General features: G+C 42.6%; 19 protein-coding genes and 1 riboswitch. Of the genes, 5 read left to right on the forward strand and 14 right to left on the reverse strand.

Annotated elements, in window-relative coordinates:
• Positions 1-7: 7 nt before the first annotated feature.
• From DUN60_RS21790 to DUN60_RS21800, 3 genes are all read right to left on the reverse strand, one after another.
• Positions 8-991 (reverse strand): AAA family ATPase, encoded by a 984-nt coding sequence (locus DUN60_RS21790; protein ID WP_054546969.1) that lies wholly within the window; start codon positions 989-991, stop codon positions 8-10.
• 95 nt (positions 992-1,086) lie between these two features.
• Entirely contained in the window at positions 1,087-3,495 is a 2,409-nt protein-coding gene (locus DUN60_RS21795) for a tetratricopeptide repeat protein (protein WP_114635430.1), read from the reverse strand.
• Between the two features lie 192 nt (positions 3,496-3,687).
• Positions 3,688-5,235, reverse strand: a complete 1,548-nt coding sequence (locus tag DUN60_RS21800) for an arylsulfatase (protein WP_004730481.1) — start codon at positions 5,233-5,235, stop codon at positions 3,688-3,690.
• Between the two features lie 347 nt (positions 5,236-5,582).
• On the opposite strand from DUN60_RS21800, the gene DUN60_RS21805 reads away from it, so the two are divergent.
• Together DUN60_RS21805 and DUN60_RS21810 are read left to right on the forward strand one after the other, a co-directional pair.
• A complete protein-coding gene (locus DUN60_RS21805; RefSeq protein WP_004730480.1) occupies positions 5,583-7,145 on the forward strand; it encodes an arylsulfatase in 1,563 nt (520 codons plus the stop codon).
• Positions 7,146-7,445: 300 nt separating this feature from the next.
• Positions 7,446-8,111 (forward strand): DUF2057 family protein, encoded by a 666-nt coding sequence (locus DUN60_RS21810; protein WP_114635431.1) that lies wholly within the window; start codon positions 7,446-7,448, stop codon positions 8,109-8,111.
• Positions 8,112-8,219: 108 nt separating this feature from the next.
• On the opposite strand, the gene DUN60_RS24615 is transcribed toward DUN60_RS21810, so the two are convergent.
• From DUN60_RS24615 to DUN60_RS21830, 5 genes are all read right to left on the reverse strand, one after another.
• Positions 8,220-8,378 (reverse strand): hypothetical protein, encoded by a 159-nt coding sequence (locus DUN60_RS24615; RefSeq protein ID WP_017085149.1) that lies wholly within the window; start codon positions 8,376-8,378, stop codon positions 8,220-8,222.
• 164 nt (positions 8,379-8,542) lie between these two features.
• Positions 8,543-9,259, reverse strand: coding sequence for a Crp/Fnr family transcriptional regulator (locus DUN60_RS21815; RefSeq protein WP_004730467.1), 717 nt, complete (start codon positions 9,257-9,259; stop codon positions 8,543-8,545).
• Positions 9,260-9,625: 366 nt separating this feature from the next.
• Positions 9,626-10,624, reverse strand: coding sequence for an adenosine deaminase (locus DUN60_RS21820; RefSeq protein ID WP_114635432.1), 999 nt, complete (start codon positions 10,622-10,624; stop codon positions 9,626-9,628).
• A gap of 90 nt (positions 10,625-10,714) precedes the next feature.
• Positions 10,715-10,814, reverse strand: a riboswitch (purine riboswitch).
• Positions 10,815-10,900: 86 nt separating this feature from the next.
• Positions 10,901-11,395, reverse strand: coding sequence for a GNAT family N-acetyltransferase (locus DUN60_RS21825; RefSeq protein WP_114635433.1), 495 nt, complete (start codon positions 11,393-11,395; stop codon positions 10,901-10,903).
• 159 nt (positions 11,396-11,554) lie between these two features.
• Entirely contained in the window at positions 11,555-12,538 is a 984-nt protein-coding gene (locus DUN60_RS21830) for a DUF2860 family protein (RefSeq protein WP_054546974.1), read from the reverse strand.
• 202 nt (positions 12,539-12,740) lie between these two features.
• On the opposite strand from DUN60_RS21830, the gene DUN60_RS21835 reads away from it, so the two are divergent.
• Positions 12,741-13,238, forward strand: a complete 498-nt coding sequence (locus tag DUN60_RS21835; protein ID WP_114635434.1) for a fasciclin domain-containing protein — start codon at positions 12,741-12,743, stop codon at positions 13,236-13,238.
• A gap of 142 nt (positions 13,239-13,380) precedes the next feature.
• On the opposite strand, the gene DUN60_RS21840 is transcribed toward DUN60_RS21835, so the two are convergent.
• The 6 genes from DUN60_RS21840 to DUN60_RS21865 all read right to left on the reverse strand — a co-directional run bounded on the left by DUN60_RS21840 (position 13,381) and on the right by DUN60_RS21865 (position 17,111).
• Complete coding sequence (locus DUN60_RS21840) at positions 13,381-13,677, reverse strand: hypothetical protein (RefSeq protein ID WP_102453607.1); 297 nt, start codon at positions 13,675-13,677, stop codon at positions 13,381-13,383.
• Positions 13,678-13,783: 106 nt separating this feature from the next.
• Entirely contained in the window at positions 13,784-14,263 is a 480-nt protein-coding gene (locus tag DUN60_RS21845) for a GNAT family N-acetyltransferase (RefSeq protein ID WP_016785165.1), read from the reverse strand.
• A 91-nt stretch (positions 14,264-14,354) separates the two neighbouring features.
• The gene (locus DUN60_RS21850) at positions 14,355-14,669 is read right to left on the reverse strand and encodes a cupin domain-containing protein (protein WP_114635435.1); all 315 of its coding nucleotides are present in this window, start codon (positions 14,667-14,669) and stop codon (positions 14,355-14,357) included.
• Positions 14,670-14,759: 90 nt separating this feature from the next.
• Positions 14,760-15,263 carry a YgjV family protein gene (locus DUN60_RS21855; RefSeq protein ID WP_114635436.1) on the reverse strand — a complete coding sequence of 168 codons (504 nt, stop codon included), beginning with the start codon at positions 15,261-15,263 and terminating at the stop codon, positions 14,760-14,762.
• A 119-nt stretch (positions 15,264-15,382) separates the two neighbouring features.
• The gene (locus DUN60_RS21860) at positions 15,383-16,183 is read right to left on the reverse strand and encodes a PhzF family phenazine biosynthesis protein (protein WP_114635437.1); all 801 of its coding nucleotides are present in this window, start codon (positions 16,181-16,183) and stop codon (positions 15,383-15,385) included.
• A gap of 277 nt (positions 16,184-16,460) precedes the next feature.
• A complete protein-coding gene (locus DUN60_RS21865; RefSeq protein ID WP_114635438.1) occupies positions 16,461-17,111 on the reverse strand; it encodes a LysE family translocator in 651 nt (216 codons plus the stop codon).
• Between the two features lie 360 nt (positions 17,112-17,471).
• Here DUN60_RS21865 and DUN60_RS21870 point away from each other — a divergent pair, with 360 nt between their 5' ends.
• Entirely contained in the window at positions 17,472-18,503 is a 1,032-nt protein-coding gene (locus tag DUN60_RS21870; protein WP_114635439.1) for an extracellular solute-binding protein, read from the forward strand.
• A 3-nt stretch (positions 18,504-18,506) separates the two neighbouring features.
• Entirely contained in the window at positions 18,507-20,939 is a 2,433-nt protein-coding gene (locus DUN60_RS21875; RefSeq protein ID WP_114635440.1) for a putative bifunctional diguanylate cyclase/phosphodiesterase, read from the forward strand.
• Positions 20,940-21,023: the final 84 nt, after the last annotated feature.

The following is a 21,023-nucleotide window of genomic DNA, read 5'->3' on the forward strand; positions in this document are numbered from 1 at the left end:
CCCCTCGTTATCCGATCTCAACATTATCAAGCAGCTCTTCAACCACTCGTTGATGGTTCACACCATCAGCCAATGCGTCATAAGACAATGAGAATCGATGACCTAATACGGTGGGTAGCATGGCACGTACATCGTCTAATGTGACGTGGTCACGCCCTTGTAGCCAAGCATAAGCGCGAGCACATTTATCCAAGGAGATTGACGCTCGTGGGCTTGAACCAATCTCAATCCATTTAGACAAGTTTGATTCAGGGTAACGCTCTGGCTTACGAGTCGCCATCACCAAGGCCACAATGTAGTTTTCGACTAAATCAGAAACCGCAATATCAGGAAGTTGGCGGCGCGCTTCAAGCACTAATTCAGGTTCAATATGCTGCGGAGTTATAAGCTCTGAACTCGTCTCGCTACCGAGTTCCTCACTGCGCACAAGTCGAATGATGTCGCGTTCAGCTTCATCTTCTGGATAGTCGACCGTCACTTTCATAATGAAACGGTCCATTTGTGCTTCAGGCAGTGGATACGTACCTTCTTGCTCTACTGGGTTTTGAGTGGCTAGCACCATGAATAGATCTGGCAGAATATGAGTTTGACCGCCTACGGTTATCGTCCCTTCCGCCATGGCTTCAAGCAGTGCCGCTTGCACCTTCGCTGGAGCACGGTTCACTTCATCGGCCAGAACAATGCTATTAAAAATGGGACCCGGTTGGAAATGCAGTTGAGGTTTACCATCTAGCTCTTGATACACTTCAGTACCCGTTACATCTGATGGCAGCAGGTCAGGCGTAAACTGAATTCGACCAAAACTGGTGTTCAGTAGGTTCGCCAGCGATTTCACTGAACGAGTTTTCGCTGTACCGGGAAGTCCCTCTAAAAGCACATGCCCATTAGTCAATAACCCTATCACCAGAGCCCGAACGACGTGGCTCTGGCCGATAACACTTTTCTCTGTTTGTTCAATCAGTTGGTTTATTGCTTGTTGCGCATGGTTCATAGGTCTTCCCTTAATTCAATCTGGCTGTGAACATCCTACTCATAAGCTCTATAACTATTAGTTATATACACCATAGCCACGTCAAGTCTGGTGCTTTATTTCAGCATAGCTTTCAATTGGTTAATGGCTTCCGGTGGTGCCACCTTACTCAATGATGAAATACATTGCTCAAATGCTTTTGGTACACCCGGTTTCTGGTAATTTCGAGCCAAAATCTCACACTGTGCATACAAGTGTTGTGGGTTACGGCTAAATTGGTAAGCCTTGTTCAGCGATTTACTTGCAGCAAGCACATCAGACTTCTCTAAAGCCAAGCCGTACACATACCAATATTGTGGGTCAGTTTGCGCTGTTTCAGCTGCTTGTTTTAGGTAGTCGGTTGCTTGGTCGTAATCTTTCACACGAAGCAAAGATAAGCCTGCACTGTATGGTAATACACTCGATTTTGGTTGCGCTTGAATACCTTGTTTCAATGTCGAAAATGCCTTTGGTTCATCACCAAGTGCACGATACAAGTCGGCCAAGTTGGCGTAGCTGTTTTCGAAGTAAGGTTCAATTTTGATAGCACCTTGATAGAACTCTATCGCTTTTTGATGCTGCCCTAAATCTCGATAAACGTTACCTAAATTAGTACGACCAAACCCTCTGTCAGCATTGAAGCGTTGTATCTCGATGTACTCTTCTAATGTTGGCTTGATTTGATCTTTCTGTAGAGGATTCATTTCCCCCCAATAACGCACTAATGCACCTGCGGTTTCTGAACGAATCGACAATACAGGGTCAGTTAATAGTGGTTCGAGAATTTGCCAGCGGTCGCTAAATGAGAATCCAGATGAACCTACCACGGCCCCTAAACGAATCATCTCATTATCGTGTTTAACTGCTCTGGCAAGTGAGATAAGTGTGTTCTTGCCCGTGTTACCACCTAAGCGTTCTAAGCTCGATGCACGAATAATATTGCTCAGACTCGAATCCTGAGCAGAATAAGCCAATGCATCTTCGGCCCCTCTGTGCCCTATTGAATCGGCATAAAAGGCGACGGCAAAATGCTGTTGATTACGATACCTAGAATCCGGGAACCATTCGCTAATCTGCTTATCGGCCCACTGGTCGGTTTGATCTTCATGACAACTGGTACACACGTTAGGTGTTTTTATATGTTGGCTAACATCAGGACGCGGGATGTGCCAACTGTGGTCGCGTCTTGGGTCGACCTCCATGTAAGTCGTCTCAGGCATGTGACAAGTCGTACATTGTGAAGCTTCGGTATTCGCCTCGTGGAAGGTGTGCTTTTCAGGCGTGTACTCTGATGCAATGTGACATTGGCTACACACCGCTTCTTCGGCAATTTTTAGTTCAGCGGTATGTGGATCGTGACAGTTAGTACATGTGACGCCTTTTTCAGCCATCATTGATTGCAAGAAAGATCCGTAAACATAATCTTCATCGTAGATTTGACCATCGTTATGGTAAAGCTCAGGAGTAATCAAGCTCAAACGATACTTATCGAAGAATGAACCGTTCACGTGGTCACCCGTTTCATTTAACTGAGTACGTCGGCTGTGGCATTGAGCACAGGTTTGAACTTGGTTAGTATGGATGATGTCTTTTGGTTGCAGGGTTGAGTTGCCCTCTTGGTAAACCCATTCTTTCACCGACTTCGACAAGTCGCGATCAAAGCCATAATGTGACGAGACTTGAGCATCCTTTCCGCCGTTGGCTTTTGCTAGCTGGGCTTGTTTAACGTGCTCGCTTGCAGGGCCATGACAGGCTTCACAACCGACATTAATCTCAGACCAAGTAGTGTTATAGGTATTACTCGCGCTGTCGTAGTTTTTCTCTAGATTCGTTGAGTGGCAATCGGCACACATGAAGTTCCAGTTTTGACCGCTATTGGTCCAGTAGAATTCATCAGTGTTGGTGGTATCCGGGTAGAGGTTAAACCAGCGTTGACCGCCTTCGCCCTCAGTGCGAGAGTCCCAAGCGAAAGGAATCAACTGTACTCGACCGTCTTCAAACTCAACCATGTACTGTTGTAATGGTTCAAAGGCAAAGGTATAGCTGATTTTGTAATCTTTGAATTGCCCGTCTGGGCCTTCGATATTGACCCAGAACTCTTCACCCTTGCGAAAAAATCGGGTGGGTTTACCGCCATGAGTGACCGTTTGATCGTTGAAATCGCCTAATACAGATTCATCTGTAGCGTGTTTCATCGCCATGTCATGATGAGAGCCCTGCCACGCTTCGACTTCTTCACTATGACAATCAACACAAGCTTCCGATCCAACATAGGTGGCTTTAGAGCCGATAGGTAAAACATCAGAGCTAGCGTGTGAAGCTACAGAACTGAGTTTTGAAGTCTCAGTGTTGCTATTAGGAGCTTGCTCGTTGGCATAGGTGCTCAAACTGAACAGCGACAACATAAGTGGAGACAAGATTACGGATAATACTGCGACTCTCTGGTGTTTCAATCCGTTCACTAGCGAGCACAACCATGCAGACATAACATTCCTTGTTTTTATACATCCTTATGCTTACTAAGGTAGACGTAAAAACGACTAAAATACAATTATTTAGTGGCAATGAGCACGATAGTTGTGATTCATATTCACGACCGGGATTTACTCATCGATATGCGCATAAAAAAAGAGCTCCTAGGAGCTCTTTCGTGTTATCAGTTTAGCTAAGGCAATAGTTTACTTATTATGGTTCTCTTGAAGTTTCTCCATAACCTGATCCAAGCTAAAGCTTGCTGCTTTTTGGCGTGGTGGGTATTCGGCAAACGTTTCTAAGAACTCGCCTACATACGCTTGCGCAGGAACGAACATATAAGCATGGTCTAACAACCAGTCATAATAGGTATTCGACGTAATATCTGCATTTTCGTATGGGTCCATACGCAGGTTAAACAGCTTAGGAAGACGTAACGTCACGAACGGTTCTGACCAAATCTGCATGGTGCCCGTTGCACGTTGCTCCATGAACACCGCTTTCCATTGGTTGTAACGAAGCGCCGCTAAATCGCCATCGTCGGTAAAGTAGAAGATCTCTGAACGACGGCCTTTTTCTTCTTCACCCGTTAGGTAAGGAAGGAAGTTATAGCCATCTAAGTGAACCTTAAACGTTTTATCACCAGCAGTATGACCTTTAAGTAGTTTCTCTTTGATTTGGTCATCACCAGCAGCGGCAACGAAGGTTGGCATCCAGTCCATGTGGTGCATGATTTCATTGGATACTGTTCCAGGTTCAATCTTACCAGGCCAACGGACCATTGCTGGTACACGGTATGCGCCTTCCCAGTTAGTGTTTTTCTCACCACGGAACGGGGTTGTACCCGCATCTGGCCAAGAGTTCATGTGTGGGCCGTTATCCGTTGAGTAGAAAACAATCGTGTTGTCTTTGATTCCCAACTCATCCACTTGCTTCAATAGTTGCCCAACGTGTCGATCGTGCTCAACCATACCATCAGCGTAGTTACCGACACCGGTCACACCTTTACTGTCGGCTTTCACGTGCGTTCTAAAGTGCATACGTGTTGCGTTCCACCAAACGAAGAATGGCTTGTCCGCTTTCACTGCGCGATCCATGAAATCAAGTGCCGCGTCTAGTGTTTCTTCATCGACCGTTTCCATACGCTTACGCGTCAGTGGACCCGTATCTTCAATCTTGCCATCAGCGAATGACTTAATGACACCACGCGGACCAAACTTCTTACGAAACTCAGGATCGGTTGGGTAATCTTCATTCTCTGGCTCTTCTTCAGCATTCAGGTGGTAAAGGTTGCCAAAAAATTCGTCAAACCCGTGTGCTGTTGGAAGGAATTCATCTTTATCGCCAAGGTGATTTTTACCAAATTGACCTGTCATGTAACCCATAGGTTTTAGCATTTCTGCAATTGTCGCGTCTTCCGCTTGCAAGCCAATGTCCGCGCCCGGCAAACCTACTTTACTCAAACCCGTTCGTAATACACTTTGTCCCGTAATAAAGGTAGAGCGACCCGCAGTACACGATTGTTCAGCGTAATAATCGGTAAACATCATCCCTTCTTTGGCGATGCTATCAATATTAGGCGTTTTGTAACCCATTAAACCAAAGGTGTATGCGCTAACATTAGACTGTCCAATATCATCCCCCCAAATCACGAGAATATTTGGTTTTTCAGCTGCAAATGTGGTGGTGGAAGCCGCCATCATCGCCGTACCCAAAATCGCTAAACGACGTTTAACGCCATATTTCGCTGTCATAGAAACCTCTTCGTAAGTTATTTGCATCCTGCCCTACAACGTATAGTCCATTTTTTAAGCATGCGCGAGGTTCGCTAAGCTATTAATCTTTTTGTCATTTTTTATTCAGATACAGGTGCAGAAGTTATCGATAAGGTTTACGGCGACAAACATGATAAGGATCACACATGTTATCTAAGGGTTTCTGGTAACCATCAGCCTAAATTCAATTTAATCAGCAAGTTAACCATGCATCATAACGATTGGTTATAAGCACTATAAAAGGACGTAACGGAGTTTTGAGAATAATATTTGCTCATCGATGCGTTGTTCTAACGCATTAATCTTAAAAGTGAATCGGAGTCCTTATGGGTACTAAAATTAATAAACTAGCATTAGGTGTTGGCTTATTAGCAGCTTCTTCAGCGGCAACAGCAGCAGAAAAACCAAACATTCTTGCTATCTGGGGTGATGACATTGGTGTATTCAACATCAGTGCATACAACAACGGTATGATGGGTTACGAAACACCTAACATCGACCGTATTGCTAACGAAGGCGCACTATTTACTGACCACTACGGTCAACAATCGTGTACTGCTGGTCGTGCTGCATTCCTAACAGGTCAAGAACCTTTCCGTACTGGTCTATTGACTATCGGCATGCCAGGTTCGGACCACGGTATCCCTGATTGGGCTCCAACGATCGCAGACCTTCTTAAAGAACAAGGCTACATGACAGCTCAGTTCGGTAAGAACCACATGGGTGACCAAGACAAACACCTTCCAACGAACCACGGTTTTGACCAGTTCTTCGGTAACCTGTACCACCTAAACGCAGAAGAAGAGCCAGAGACATACTACTACCCTAAAGACCCTGAGTTCCGTAAAAACTTTGGCCCTCGTGGTGTAATCAAATCGACTTCTGACGGTAAGATTGAAGATACAGGCCCTATGACGCGTAAGCGTATGGAGCATGCGGATGAAGAGTTCCTAGAAGAATCTCTAGCCTTCATGGAAAAAGCCGTGAAAGCTGACAAACCATTCTTCATCTGGCACAACACAACTCGTATGCACGTGTGGACTCGTCTACAAGAAAAATACCAAGGCGCATCTGGTATCAGCATCTACGCTGATGGCATGTTAGAGCACGATGACCAAGTGGGTATCCTTTTAGACAAGCTTGATGAGCTTAAAATCGCAGACAACACTATCGTAATCTACTCTACCGATAACGGTGCAGAAACCGTATCTTGGCCTGATGGTGGTGCTACTTACTTCCACGGTGAGAAAGGTACAACTTACGAAGGTGGCATGCGTGTTCCTCAGCTAGTTCGCTGGCCTGGTACTATCAAACCGGGAACTAAGATCAACGATATCATGGGGCACCAAGACTGGATCCCTACTCTACTCGCAGCCGCTGGTGATGATAAAGTGGTTGAGAAGCTAGCGTCTGATAAAGGTGCAACTTACAACGGTAAAAACTGGCGTGTTCACCTAGATGGTTACAACTTCCTACCTTACTTCCAAGGTAAAGAAGAAAAAGGACCTCGTGACAGCATGCTTTACTTCTCTGCTAACGCTGAGCTAAACGCAGTTCGCTGGAATGACTTCAAGATTTCGTTCGCAGTGATGGACGGTAACATCGTTGATGCGGTTCGCTTCCAACCAAACTGGCCTCAAGTTGTTCACCTACGTGCTGACCCATTCGAAAAAGCACCACACGAATCGGGCATGTACCTACGCTGGATGGCAGACAACATGTGGCTATTCGTACCAGTAGGCGGCAAAGTACAAGAGTTCATGAACACGCTACCTGATTACCCAATGCAGCAAAGCCAAGTGTTGAACCCTGGTAACTTCAACCAGAATGCTTACATGCTTCAAGGTAAACTTAAGCAACTAGAAGCGGCAGCAGCGCAAGCTAAATAATAGCTAGCTAACGCTCACAACCCTAGTAAAGCCAAACAAAGCCGTGATAACTCAAACGTTATCTCGGCTTTTTAGTATCCAATACAAAGAACATGAGGCGCGAACCGCCAACTAGCATAATTCATCCCCAACCTATCCGCTCATTTTTCAAAAATAAAACTCACACTAGTCAATGTGAACCTTAATATATGACCGTTGCGTTAAGATTTTGCAAATTTTTTCAAATCCTTATAACTTGACTTGAATTGGAGTTCTTACCATGCGATTGTAATTTAACTATCCATAAACAACTGTATGATTATGAAAACATTACAATCCATCGCGCTGCTTTCCACAATTATCGTAGCACCAAACGTGTTAGCTGACGTGACAATTGAAGTTCCTTCTAGCGCAGATGCTTTAGTCGAAGTCTTAGCTGTAAATGAGGCTAAGCCTGATCTTGACGGTGGCTTTTTCTCTTCGAGCAAAACGATAACCGTTCCAGATGGTGTGAACCAAATCGTTTTCAAATATCAACTCGCTTTTAGCCAAGGTAACGACCGCGAGTTTGTCGATAGCGACACCATTATTGCTACTTTTGACGCGACAGACACCGCATTGACGTTCGACATGCCTAAGTTCCGCAACACCAACGAAGCGAAAAAAGGCCTTCAAAACTTAGATTGGAAACTGGTTGATGAAAACCAAAATGCAATCAATGTTAAGCAAGATAAGCTAATCAAAGATGGCATGCAGATTGGTCGTAAATACCCTCAAGAAGCTAAAGAATACAACCAGAAAGGCGGCATAGCTGCACTTACACTAGGTGCTAGCGCGGGTGCAGCGGCTGCTGTAGTACAACCCGTAACGCTTCCAGCAAAGATTGACGGAAATGCGGCGAATACAGCTGAAGAAATGTTGTATTTCTGGTACGAAAAAGCGGATGCTGAAACGAAGCAGAAATTCAAAGACTACGTGAACAAGTAGATTTAATTACAAACAAGTAGACTAAGATCTCTCGTTCAAACGAAAGAAGCTGGCACTTTGCCAGCTTCTTGATTTCTGTCTTTATCTAGCGAATTTAAGCTACGTAAACTAAACAGGCTCAGCAGATAACACTTTCCCATCTACTTTTGTTGGCCATCCTAGAGCTTTGTATTCTGCTGCCAGTAAGTGCGCACAGCGGCTAGAAACTCTTGTTTTAATCCAATCACCAAGCCCCAATACTTTATATTCCAATACAGCCATTTTCATAACAATTCTATTCCGCTCTAATTCAATTTATAAATCTAGAATGAACATTATAGATGTTCTCTTGTAATGTATGTTCCTAAAAGAACACTGTGCATAATTTTTTTGAGATATCTAATAAACACTGAAATCTAGTAATCCAAACGTTAGCTCGTAGTGTTAAAGATTCATGCCTTAATTTCAGAAACAGGGTCTCGTATCATCAAATTCATCGGTGAAATATGCTCATACAAGCCCTTGACATCGGTGATAAACACCTTTCCTCTTTGTATCTTAACCAAGCCTTGCTGCTCTATCCCTTTAAGAACTTCGTTTAGCCTAGGTCTTGATATGCCAGTTATCGAACTCAATTGAATTTGTGAAATATTAATGCTGACGGTTGCCCCCGCGATATTGGTCTGGCGTGCCGCAAGTTCCAACAAGACGTAAATGGTTTTCTGCTCTTTTTCATGAATCGAGGATAAGTAAGCCTGCATCCAAATAGATTGCGCTTTGGTTCCACAGTGAAGTAGCCATTTGTAAACCATGCATTTCCGCTCTGCGAGCTCTAATACCTTGCTTGCAGGAAAAAGTACCATAGTAATAGGCTCGACTTCTTCTGCCACGGCAAAGAGGTTGTAGTCAGCATGTATAGACAAAGCCCCCATCCAATCTCCCCTTCCAATAACACCACCAGATAAGCTTTTCATGTTTTCTGTAGAAAAACAGATTCCAGCGGAGCCACTTAAAATATAAAAGACACCGGGCAAATTCTGAAACTTTTTTGTAATCTCAAAGCTGTCGACACCCGATTTAAAAACGGCAATATCAAGCAAGCTTTCTATCAAGTCCGCAGACAATTCACACGGCCATTGTATTTGTTCACTGATTGTTGGATCTAACAACAGTTTGTTCCTCCTCAGACAATCTCTGTGTCTGCTTTTATACGCTTATGCTTAAGTTAATCTCTATTTCAATACAGCGTGACACTGTATATCTACACCTCGTTTAAATGTAGTTCATTAAAGCTTAAGACAAGATGTTTTTACCCAAATAAAATCATATTTCTTAATGTCTTAAGCCACTTATCTAGCTTAAAACCCGCTTGAGAACCAAAATAAAAACGACCAACACTTGTTGGCCGTTTAAGCTTTCTAAATCGCAGAATGCCGAGAGTTCGTTCGCATTCACCTATACCCTAAACTTCGCCTTTAGCTTCATACTGAAACTTTTAACTTTTAACTTTTAACTTTTAACTTTTAACTTTTAACTTAAGCGAGATACGCCAAAACAACATCACGATATTGCTGTTTCAATGATTCTTCAATAAAGCTCGCTTCTATAGCATTTAAAGTAAATTGAGCAAGCTCTTGCTCCGTCATCTCATGAGCTAAGCTCACCGCGTTAAAGTTATCCGACATATAACCACCAAAGTATGCGGGGTCGTCCGAGTTAATCGTCACCGCTACGCCTCGTCTTAACAGCTCAACAATATTGTGGTCTTCCATCTCATCGAATACACGCAATTTAATATTAGACAGTGGGCACACGGTCAGCGGCATTTTGGTTTCAATCAATTCGGCTATCAGAGCTTCGTCGGTCATACACTGCACACCATGATCCACTCGGCTCACGCTGAGCATTTCAATCGCATCAATAATGTTTTGAGCAGGCCCTTCTTCTCCTGCATGGGCAACCGTTAAGAAACCTGCTTGTTTTGCTTGCTGGAATACACGCTTGAACTTCTCTGGTGGGTGCCCTAATTCAGAAGAGTCTAGGCCAACTCCGATGATCTTGTCTTGATGCTTCAACACATCGGCGAACGTTTGAATGGCGCTCTCTTCAGATAAATGGCGCAGAAAACATGCGATGATTTGAGATGTGATGCCCATCTCTTTATGACCCTGTTCAAGCGCACGATGAATGCCGTTAATAGCGGTGTCGAATGCAATGCCACGATCGGTATGTGTCTGAGGGTCAAAGAAAATTTCAGTATGGATAACATTGTCGGCTTTACAACGTTCTAAATACGCCCAGGTTAAGTCATAGAAGTCTTGTTCAGTGCGCAATGCATCCGCACCTTGATAATAGATATCAAGAAATGACTGCAGGTCATCAAATTCGTATGCGCGTCTTAGCTGCTCTGGGGATGAATAAGGCAGATCAATGCCGTTGCGTTGAGCAAGTTGGAAAAGTAACTCAGGTTCGAGCGAACCTTCAATGTGTAAATGCAACTCTACTTTTGGAAGCCCTTGAATAAATGCGTTCATATTTCACCTACTATGGATTTTAGGTGTGCACTTACTCTGAATAATAGACAGGAGGTTTTCTTGAACGCCATTACAAAGAGTAAGAACACAATTGTGATCTAAACCCTTCGTAATCAGCACTTTGCGGGAGCTGGTAGAGACCCCCAAACCATATCATTGGGGTTATACGAAGCAAACGGTTGCCACTATACAGAGTTCAGTGTGAATTTCACTAATCAATTACTCATTAACATAGTAAAAACCGATTTATATAGCAGGAACCCGTTTAGCTCGATATCAACGATAATCCGGTCGAATTCTCGACATCAGCAACATATCGATATATTTACCCGCTTTGAATGTACTCAGCCTTTTGGTGCCTTCTAACTGAAAACCCACTCGTTCATATAAAGCAATCGCGGAGTGGTTATCTGCATGAACCTCAAGCTCAAGACGAACTAGATTTAGCCAATTATCGGCCTGATTAACCACCTCTTGCATCAAAGCCTTTCCTATCCCCTTCCCTTGAGCTTCAGGGTGAATCGCAATACCAAGCCCAGCACAGTGCCTGTCTCTTACCTTTGTGGTCATGAATAGCGTAATGTGTCCTACGACTTTCTCTGATAATTCGGCGACCAATGTGAAATGATCAGAATGGCCAAACAGTCGCTCCACTTGGTCAGAACTAAGATAAGGCTTTTGTGAGGTATTTTCTGAAACTGAAGGGCGGCGATAAATATCAAAAATATCGTGGCTATCCGTTGCTTCTAAATGTCTAATTTGTATATCCAAAACGTTTCCTTATCATATTATTTTTGTCCATAAGCTGATTTTCATATTACGGATAGCAACGAGCACCTACAACCTTTGAGGTGTAAGTGCTCGAAATAATTAAACAAATAGAAAGACTGAGCTTCTGCTTTGATTAGTTTTGTTGACGTAGTGTGAATATCAGAATTTGTAGTCAACACCAACACTCGCTAATGCTTGTTCAGAGCTGTAAAAGTCAATCTTAGAGTCAATCGACCTTACACCGAGTAATGAAATAAACGACCAATCTTCATAACCCATTAAGCCACCAAACTCATAAGCTAAGAATGCACCGAATTCATTCTCTTCACGTACTTGCCCGTAAATTGGATTCGACTCATCATATTCACGATCACTTGCATCTAGGGTGACAACAAAACCATGACGACCGATTCTCTTCGCGTAGTTTAATTCAATACCATAACTATCGAAGCTGAGTGCTCCTCCTTCTGCGTCTGAGTGGAAATACACCATTGAAGGAACAAATAAACCTGCTTGGTTTGGCAAGATAAAGCGGTACCCTGCTTTGGCGTACACATAGGTTCTTTCCCTATCCAGCAGCACAGCATTTTCCGGAGATAAGCCTTGGCTACCAGATAGCTCTTCATCAACATCAGATTGCCCAAATGCGAGATCCGTTCGAAAACCAGTTCCACCGATATTAGTGAGCTGCAGTCGTCCTACATTACCTTTCACATCCGTTTCATTTCGATTAACGCCAACAGCATACGGATCCGTCCAAGCCTTGCCCGAGATAAGCGTAGGAAGAACAGAAAAATCCAATATTGTGCCTCCAGATAGCTGATGTCGATAACCAATCTCAAAAGCAATGGTACCTGTTGCAATATCCTCTCGAGTGGTACCCGCATACACTTGATGAGTCAGTGACTCACCAAAGGTATATTGAACCGTACCCAAAAAACCGAGTAGCCCTAGATTTTCGCTGTCCCCCTCCTTGGTGTTAGTTGCTTGATTCGCGTCTTGCTCGGTGCTCAAGTTACTGCTGTCAGAAGATACACCCGTCAAGACACTGAAGTTACCACTGAAACCTTCCGTTGGTGCAAGGCCACTATAAGCTGGCATTGAAGCGAATGCCGAAAATACAACTGGTAAAACAAACCTCATATTCACATCCATTAATTGAATAATCACCCGTTAACTATATGTATTAAATTAAAATTATAACAACTATTTAACGGAGACATTCATTCAGCTGACGAATTGGGTGTCTAAAAAATAGGTTCAAAGGTGCAATAAGTTGATCTATCGCTTTTAAGCTTTCGTAGAACTTCTCGAAAATAACGGACAAAACTCAAAGGAAGACAATATGTTTAACAAATTAATCAAAACCACATCAGTGCTAGTTGCGACGCTTCTTTTTACGGCTTTTGCTCACGCTAACCACCACGAGATGAAGAAAGACATCGTTGATGTTGCGGCTGAAAACGGCTCTTTCAATACTTTAGTGGCGGCAGTAAAAGCAGCGGACTTAGTTGACACATTGAAAGGTGAAGGCCCTTTCACCGTATTAGCTCCCACTGATGAGGCATTTGCTTCGTTACCAGAAGGAACGGTCGACATGTTGTTGAAGCCAGAAAACAAAGACAAATTAGTTGCAGTGCTCACATACCATGTAATACCAGGTAAAATCATGGCCGCTGAAGTTATGAAGTTAAATAGCGCAGTGACGGTTCAAGGCGGTGCGGTAATGATAGCGATAGATGACGGCAACGTAATGATAAACAACGCCAAAGTTATTATGCCAGACGTTGAGGCTAGCAACGGTGTTATCCATGTGATTGACGCTGTGCTGTTGCCTAAATAAGAAACACAATATCGGTCAAAGTCTTTTAAGAGGGTGTGACAGGTCACGCCCTTTTCATCTTTTAACTAAAAAGTTAATAACGGTCTCAAGCCAACCTAGGCTGCCTTTATATCATCAAGAACTATATCAACAAGAACCCGAGTTACACAAACAAGCGGCCGAATATTAGAAATACCGCCATCGACACCACCTTCGTGAAGACCACCACCCAGATGCAATCACCAATACTAGAGTGCGTCGCTTTCCCGAGAAGGAACACAAACAGAATCAACCCCAACACCCAACCCACTGTCGGAATCAATGACACCAAAGCAACGATTACAGCAATAGTAAGAAGGGATTTAAAGTCTGCGACCACGAAAGACATTTTGGAGGCGATATACATGCAGCATGCTGTTATTAATGCGTCCATCACAAACGCTAAAGCTTCAATTCCCACATTACTTCCTTCACTCAAATTAGTTGCAGTGAATATTATCGCTAAAGTGATGATTTTTCTTTAAGAAGAGAACCAAAAACAGGTGAAAACTGTAACAAAAATGAGATTACCGTTCGTCTGAAGGCACTACCTTCTCCATCACGTAATTGGTGAGTTTTACGCCACGCATTTCAACTTCCTGCTCATTAACGACCTTAAAACCAAGGTGTTCATAGAAAGGCCTTGCGGTAATACTTACTTCAGAGAAATACCGCGATACACCACGAACACGACCAACAGCAAGAACATGTTCCATTAGCGCTCTTCCAACGCCTTTACCCTGGCATTCATGATGACAGAAGAAATGATCAATCAAGCCATTGGGTTGCAGGTCAGTATAACCAACAACGCAACCATCTAGCTCAGCCACAAAAGGTAGTAACTCGTTCATACGCTTTTGCCAAAGCTCAGAGTCAAAGCTACTTGGTGCCCAAGCTTCTACTTGCTGCTGAGAATAATCTCGAACATTAACATTGCGAACGGTATGAAAGTAAATCTCCCACAACGCCTTAGCATCACTGGTTTGGTAATTTCGAATTCTAACCACGACATAGTCCTTTCATGTATCTAGTGTATTGGACAGGTAAAGTATTATCCCTATGTGCTCTCTGAATGAGTCGACTATAGAACAAAGAGTTTCAACGATAAAACACAGCCAACCAGATCGTCACCATGTCTTTGTCCGTACCAATAACCTTGTGCTTTTCTCTTGCGGAAATGTTGATGTAATCCCCTTTTGATAAAGTCACAACGCGTCCATCTTCAAATTCAATGACCCCTTGCCCTTCAATAACCATCACCCATTCATGCTCATCTTGATCATACCAACCTTCTTCAGGAGAACTGTGCCCGTGAGACAGTATCCTTTCAATTCGAACATTGTCGTTAGCGATCAGGTCATTGAAGATTTCATTGGGTATCGACGAAGGAACATCAGCGTAAATATTAGACATCGAACTATCCTAATCCTTGTTAACTGTAATCTGGTGCTGCGCTTTAAATCTTGTGGTTCTTTAACTTAATAAACCGTAGAAAGCCGAAACCTAGGCAGCAACACTCTTTTTGAAGTAAAAACGGTAATAACCCACCAAGTTACTGCAGATAAACAGTGCTTCCATCAGTACAGCAGTAGGAGAGCCTACTAAGTAATTGTGAACTAGCCAAAAGCTGGTTCCGATGATCATCAACTCTCTTAATCGACGGTCATCTTTATTGAAGGCGGCAAAGGTTTGAAACACCGAGGCAAAACAGCTCAATACACTGGTTAATCCTGAGTAAGTCACGGCCGTTGCGACCACCGACATGGAACAGAACAAATATTTAAACTTAGACGATGTAGAAAACACGCTCGTTAAATAGCGAACAGTGGCAATCGTCATTAGGCTCGCCGCTGTCCATTGTTCGAGAAGAATAAAGTGACTCGAAATAAGCACACCAGCAAAGAACAGACAAGTGACGATTTTCTTCCTTTCCTTAAACTGGAATGACAAAAGATCGAAACAGATCGCAATCGCGACTAATACTTGAGAAAGATAAAAGGCTGACACGGTGATTCCTTCAATAATAACATTACGCCGAGCCGTTTCGTTCAACCATGAATAGCCAAAGAAACTCTCTTGGTTAATTCAAAAATACGGCAGCAGTGATCTAAAGCTTCAACAGAGAACTAAAGTTTCAACACACCACTGATCACAGTGATAGCAGAACCGATTAACTTTATTCGCCCGTTAGCTAATAACTCTGTCGACATATAGCCACCACGACGAGACGCCTGATAAGCATTGAAACTACTTTTGTTTAGCTTGTCTGCCCAGTGCTGCGTCAATGCACAATGTGCCGAACCAGTGACGGGGTCTTCATTAACACCCACCCATGGCGCAAAGTAGCGAGAAACAAAATCAAGTTCAGGATTTGATGGAACTGCCGTTACCACAACACCTCTACCATCCATGCGTTTCAAGGAATCAAAGTTTGGCGACAAATCCAATAGAACGCGCTCATCAACGACTTCGATCAACTGCTTTGAATCAAACTCTCTAAATGAAACAACTTGGTTGAACTCCAAGCCAAGGTGTTCGAGCAATTCTTGATCGGGTTCCAGACTCGGCGATAAATGAGTGCTAGGAAAATCAAGCACGATAGACGATTCACGAACCGTGGCAGATAACTCACCAGACAAAGTATCAAATACTACCTTATCACCCGTTTTCACTAACCCTTGCTCTTTCAATACGTGGACGGTTGCCAAAGTACCATGTCCACATAGTTTCACTTCTACTTCTGGCGTGAACCATTTAAGCGTCATAGTGTTAAGCGCGAGAAAAGCGGTTTCAGATACCGCCATCTCTTCAGCGATTGAGAACATGAGTGACTCATCAAGTAGATCTTGAGAAATGCAGACCCCAGCTGGGTTTCCTTTAAAAGCTTGAGCTGTGAACGAGTCCACTTGATATATATCTAAATTCACAATAGTTCCTAGCTCTTATATTGGATAAATATTATTGCCTACAATAAGCACAAACACCCCGTGCTACAAGTGTTCAACAGCAACATAATTAATACTTATTTAAGAAGTAAGGAATGATAAACAAAGAGTTATGAAAATAATAGGCGGATTAAGCAGAAGGTTTAATATCGGGCAGATAAGAGCTAAAACGTATCAGCCTGGTAGGTAACAAGCACACATTCGCGGCACATAGGCATTGTATCGTGCCACAAGCGTATGTTACTCAGTAATGATGAATCTACTGACGTACCAAAGCAGATTTCACAATGGTCAAGCCAAGCAGACCCAGCATGACTCCTGTCACTTTATCAATATAGTAAGCAACACGTGTGAACTCTCGACGAACTTTAGGTGCCGATAAAAGGAATATGATTGCTGCATCCCACACAAAGACAACCACCGTCATCCAAACTCCCAGCCCGAGCTTGAACATGAAGCCAATGTCATTGTTCAACACAACCGTGAATAAGCTCAAATAGAACAAAAGGTTTTTGGGATTAAGAATTCCTGATAGAAAACCCGTGATGAATTCTTTAAGAAAAGTCGTTTGGTTGAAGCTATCTCCTTCGGTAACATCCATATTGCTGTAATTACATTTCTTCGCTCTTATCGCTTGCACAGCAAGATAAACAAGAAACACACCACCAATGATCTTCAGTACAATCATAACGGAAACGGAAGCCGCTAGAATAGACCCTACTCCAACCAAGCACAAAGCAATATAAACCGCATTCGCACTGGCAATACCGAATGCAACGCCTAATGCTTTTCTTCCCTTATTTCGAACAGCACTCTTCACCACAATCACAAAGTCTGGCCCGGGACTCAATAACGCTAGAAAGTGAGCAATCGCCACGGTAACAAAAATTCCGACTAAACCCGCATCCATAAACCAATGTCCTTATTGTAAAATTTAATGCATTATTATTGCATAATAATTGGATACTGGGTTTTATTGGTTAACTGTTAATGTTTAGATACTAAGAGGATCAGACAGACAACACGTTTTAATCAGTCTTGTTAGGTACGAGACTTCCTAATAATAAGCTTTTCAATGTTTAGATTATCAAACCACGATTTAGCTTAGTGAGCTTTTGACCAAGGCTCAATAACTCGCTTATTTGGAGTCAGAAAATTGTTGTTCACGTGCAATGCATTAGGTTGTACTAAAATAAGAGGCCTAAATTTGAACTATGTCTCAAGAATTGGGCTACGATTTAATTAATCACAGTACGAAAGGAATCCGTCAGTGAAAACATTCTATGTTTCAATTGTTGCATCATCATCCTTTTTAACTGGCTCTGCACTTGGCCAAACCCATGAAATTTACCTCTACAATTGGGATGAGTTTTTATCTGATCGTGTCATTACTCAGTTACGCGATACTTACGATATTTCGCTGAAACAACAGTACTTCTCTGATGAGTCAATAAGAGATGAAGTTTTATTGAGCGAACGTCGAGGCGCTTTTGAACTAGTTATTGTAGAAAGTGTAAAACTTAAAGCGTTAGCCGAACAAAATCTATTCCACAACCTCCAAGACTTGCAACAATCCATTGCAGGAAACTTTGATTCTAGATGGGTTGATGGATGTGGAGATTACGGTATCCCTTATGCTTGGGGGACATCAGGTATCTTGTATCGAAGCGATAAAGTTACTACTCCCGAATCTTGGAATGCCATTCTTGATCCCGACACAAAAGCCAGTGGCAAAATAAGTATGTATTACGAAGCAACAGATTTAGTGAGCACTGCACTGTTGGCACATCAATTTGATCCGTTCACGAACAACGAACAAGAACTGCGCGTTGCGTATAAAACCCTACAAACACAGAAGCCGCATCTTGAAAGCAACGAATACGTTATCGATTATATTCACCAGCCTGAACGCCTCTCAAACATTGACCTCGCCTACGGTTATTCAGGCGATAGCTATGCGCTCAATGATGCCGAGCCTGGTTCATCTTGGGCATATGTCGTGCCTCAAGAAGGAACAACTTTGTGGCTAGAGTGTATCGCAGCAATTAACAACGGAGCGTTATCTTCACAAGCCACCACAATAATGACATTCTTATCTCAACCCAATATCGCCGCTCAAAACGCGATGGATTCATGGTTTGCAACCCCTAGTACAAAAGCAAAAGAGTTGACCTCTCAAGAGTATCAAAATGACCCTGAACTTTTTCCTAGTAAAGAGATATTAGATCGCAGCTACCTATATAAACAATTAGAACCTAATAGCATTCAAATTCGTAACCGTATTGTCGACAGTCTGAGATAATTGATGCCAGTATTGAAAAAGCTGTATTTCGTACTCATACCAACACTGCTATTTGTCTTTACGATAGCGGGAATGGTCACCTATAATTTCGCATCAAACCATGCGAAACACATGTACCTCGACAAAGTACAATCTGACGTTAACACTGCGTTAGTTGCTGCTGAGTATGAACAACTCGGTTTGTCTTTGTTAGTTAAAGATATCGGGTCGTCGTTACAGTTTCTTCGCTACATTCAAAACCCTAGTGATTACACCACCCTGTCTCTCCTTGAAAAACGAGTACTGCGCGTAATAAACCAGAACCACGTTAGCCAGTTTGGACAACGTAATATCTACATCATAGATCCCAAGTTTAAATTAACACTGTCTACATTGAGAGCCGACCCTTTCGAAGGGTTAAAAATTCCCGATAATATTTATGAAAAAATCTTCGACATATATACTTCATTGATAAATAAGAAGGAACTATCAAACGAAGGTTTTTCTTATATCTCAGTCAGTGGTGAGCTTAGGTACGCTTATGTTGCTGCAATTGATCCTTATTTACTCCCCCAGGATAAACGTGCAAATAACAGTTTAAATCGATACATATTGATTGCCGACGGGCCCTTAAAGCAACTCTCTAGCTTGTTAATCAAATACAACGATGATGACAATATGCAGCTATTGATTGAACCTTCATCAGACGTTGCCAACATCGAAAATACTCAGTTCGTCATCAAGTCCATTGAACAAACTAACGAAAGCATCAATGTACAGATGACAAGCCGTCATCTCATTGCTCAAGTTAACATTCGCGAGAAAAAGTTTAATCATGAGAAAGCCATCATCGCCAAACAGACCCTACTTGGCTGCTTAGCTACTCTCTTTATAATCATGTTAATTGTCCACCTGGTTGTGCGATACCAACTTGTGCGGCCCCTCAAAGGCTTATTGCACGAGATATCTATCGGTGGGTTAAAGCTTCGTTATTTCAAGCGGTCGTCTGGGCAAAGTGAAATTGATGGCTTAAAGAACGCGTACATTGACTCGTTGACGGAATTAAAATTCGAAGCTGAGTTTGATCAACTCACTAAGTTAGCCAACCGACGTTCGTTCATACGTCACCTTGATGTACGTTTAAAAAGTTCAATGAACTCACGTTGCTATCTGGTTTGTTGGGATATCATCGATTTCAGAAAAATCAATGATTTATACGGTGCAAAAGTAGGTGATAATGTGCTAATTAGCCTAGCTAAAGCATTGAGAGAAACGCTACAGAACCAACAATCGTCTTTGGGCTTTAGTTGTAGTGATTATTCTCTTGCAAGGCTCGGGGGAAACCAGTTTATTGCCATATTGGAAATCGATGAACATCAATCGATAAGCGAAGAAATTGAGAACATCAACAACACACTGACCGGAACCACTTTCCTTGATTACTATGGATTTAGGCTCTCGGTTGCAACAGGCGTATTGCCTGTCGACACACCAAAATTTGAAGAGATTTGGCATCGATGTATTGATGAGATGTTGATCAATGCTAAGTCTCACAGTGATGGCGAAAGTCGCGTTATTTACGGCGAAGAGTTATTACACACATTAGAGAGACATGATGTCATCGAGAAAAGGCTTTTGGAATGTTGTGAAAGTGACAATTTTGAACTCCGTTTCATGCCTATTCTCAATGCCCAAACACTTCACATCGATGGCGCAGAGTGCCTTATCCGTTGCCCTGCTTTGTTTAGTATTAATGCCGGACCCGATGAATTCATTCCTGTCGCTGAAAAAAGTAATCTAATTTCAAAACTCGACATGTGGGTGATTAGTACCGCAATCAAGAGCTATAAAGAGCTGTCAGAGGTTCACAAGTACGAAGGTACCTTATCCATCAACATTTCAGCAATGGAGTTATATAACCGCAATTTTGCAAATAACATTCGTAAAGTTCTTGAACGATATCAAGTGCCTCCGGCCAAGATTATTATCGAAATTACCGAGACCAGTTATGTCAAAAGTACAAAACTTACGGTTCAAACTATTGAAAACCTCAGAGGCTTAGGACTAAAAGTGTCCCTCGATGATTTTGGTACTGGCTACACCGCATTTAATCAACTTCTCCACTACCCTGTGGATGAGTTAAAGGTGGATAAGAGTTTTATCGATAATATCGTAAACGACAAAGCCGGCCGCAAGATGGTCGAATCAATGATTAACTTAGGCCATTCTTGTGACACTTTAGTTGTCGGTGAGGGTGTGGAATCAATAGAGCAATATCGACATCTCAAAGAGGCGAATTGCGATTTGATACAAGGTTACTTATTCAGCCAACCATTAACATACCTTCAATTTATCGAGTTTGTTCGAGACCATAATCCTCAGGAAATCTTAGACCCTCAATCCACTGTAGATTCTAGTCCTGACGAAAGAATTGTTTCTCTAACTCAGAAAAAATAACCTCAATACATCGCTTCATATTTTCGAATTCGTATTGGTTGCCACTATTATCCGCAGCGCAGAGAGTTCGCCATCTCATCCATC

The sequence above is a fragment of the Vibrio splendidus genome (genome assembly GCF_003345295.1).
Classification (GTDB): domain Bacteria; phylum Pseudomonadota; class Gammaproteobacteria; order Enterobacterales; family Vibrionaceae; genus Vibrio; species Vibrio splendidus_K.

Excerpts from the sequence above, each read along its gene's own strand:
- DUN60_RS24615 (WP_017085149.1), bottom strand. The coding sequence starts at position 8,378 with ATGAAAATGGCTGTATTGGAATATAAAGTATTGGGGCTTGGTGATTGG.
- DUN60_RS21820 (WP_114635432.1), bottom strand. The coding sequence starts at position 10,624 with ATGAACGCATTTATTCAAGGGCTTCCAAAAGTAGAGTTGCATTTACAC.
- DUN60_RS21790 (WP_054546969.1), bottom strand. The coding sequence starts at position 991 with ATGAACCATGCGCAACAAGCAATAAACCAACTGATTGAACAAACAGAG.
- DUN60_RS21850 (WP_114635435.1), bottom strand. The coding sequence starts at position 14,669 with ATGTCTAATATTTACGCTGATGTTCCTTCGTCGATACCCAATGAAATC.
- DUN60_RS21805 (WP_004730480.1), top strand. The coding sequence starts at position 5,583 with ATGGGTACTAAAATTAATAAACTAGCATTAGGTGTTGGCTTATTAGCA.
- DUN60_RS21810 (WP_114635431.1), top strand. The coding sequence starts at position 7,446 with ATGAAAACATTACAATCCATCGCGCTGCTTTCCACAATTATCGTAGCA.
- DUN60_RS21800 (WP_004730481.1), bottom strand. The coding sequence starts at position 5,235 with ATGACAGCGAAATATGGCGTTAAACGTCGTTTAGCGATTTTGGGTACG.
- DUN60_RS21795 (WP_114635430.1), bottom strand. The coding sequence starts at position 3,495 with ATGTCTGCATGGTTGTGCTCGCTAGTGAACGGATTGAAACACCAGAGA.
- DUN60_RS21835 (WP_114635434.1), top strand. The coding sequence starts at position 12,741 with ATGTTTAACAAATTAATCAAAACCACATCAGTGCTAGTTGCGACGCTT.
- DUN60_RS21865 (WP_114635438.1), bottom strand. The coding sequence starts at position 17,111 with ATGGATGCGGGTTTAGTCGGAATTTTTGTTACCGTGGCGATTGCTCAC.
- DUN60_RS21875 (WP_114635440.1), top strand. The coding sequence starts at position 18,507 with ATGCCAGTATTGAAAAAGCTGTATTTCGTACTCATACCAACACTGCTA.
- DUN60_RS21830 (WP_054546974.1), bottom strand. The coding sequence starts at position 12,538 with ATGAGGTTTGTTTTACCAGTTGTATTTTCGGCATTCGCTTCAATGCCA.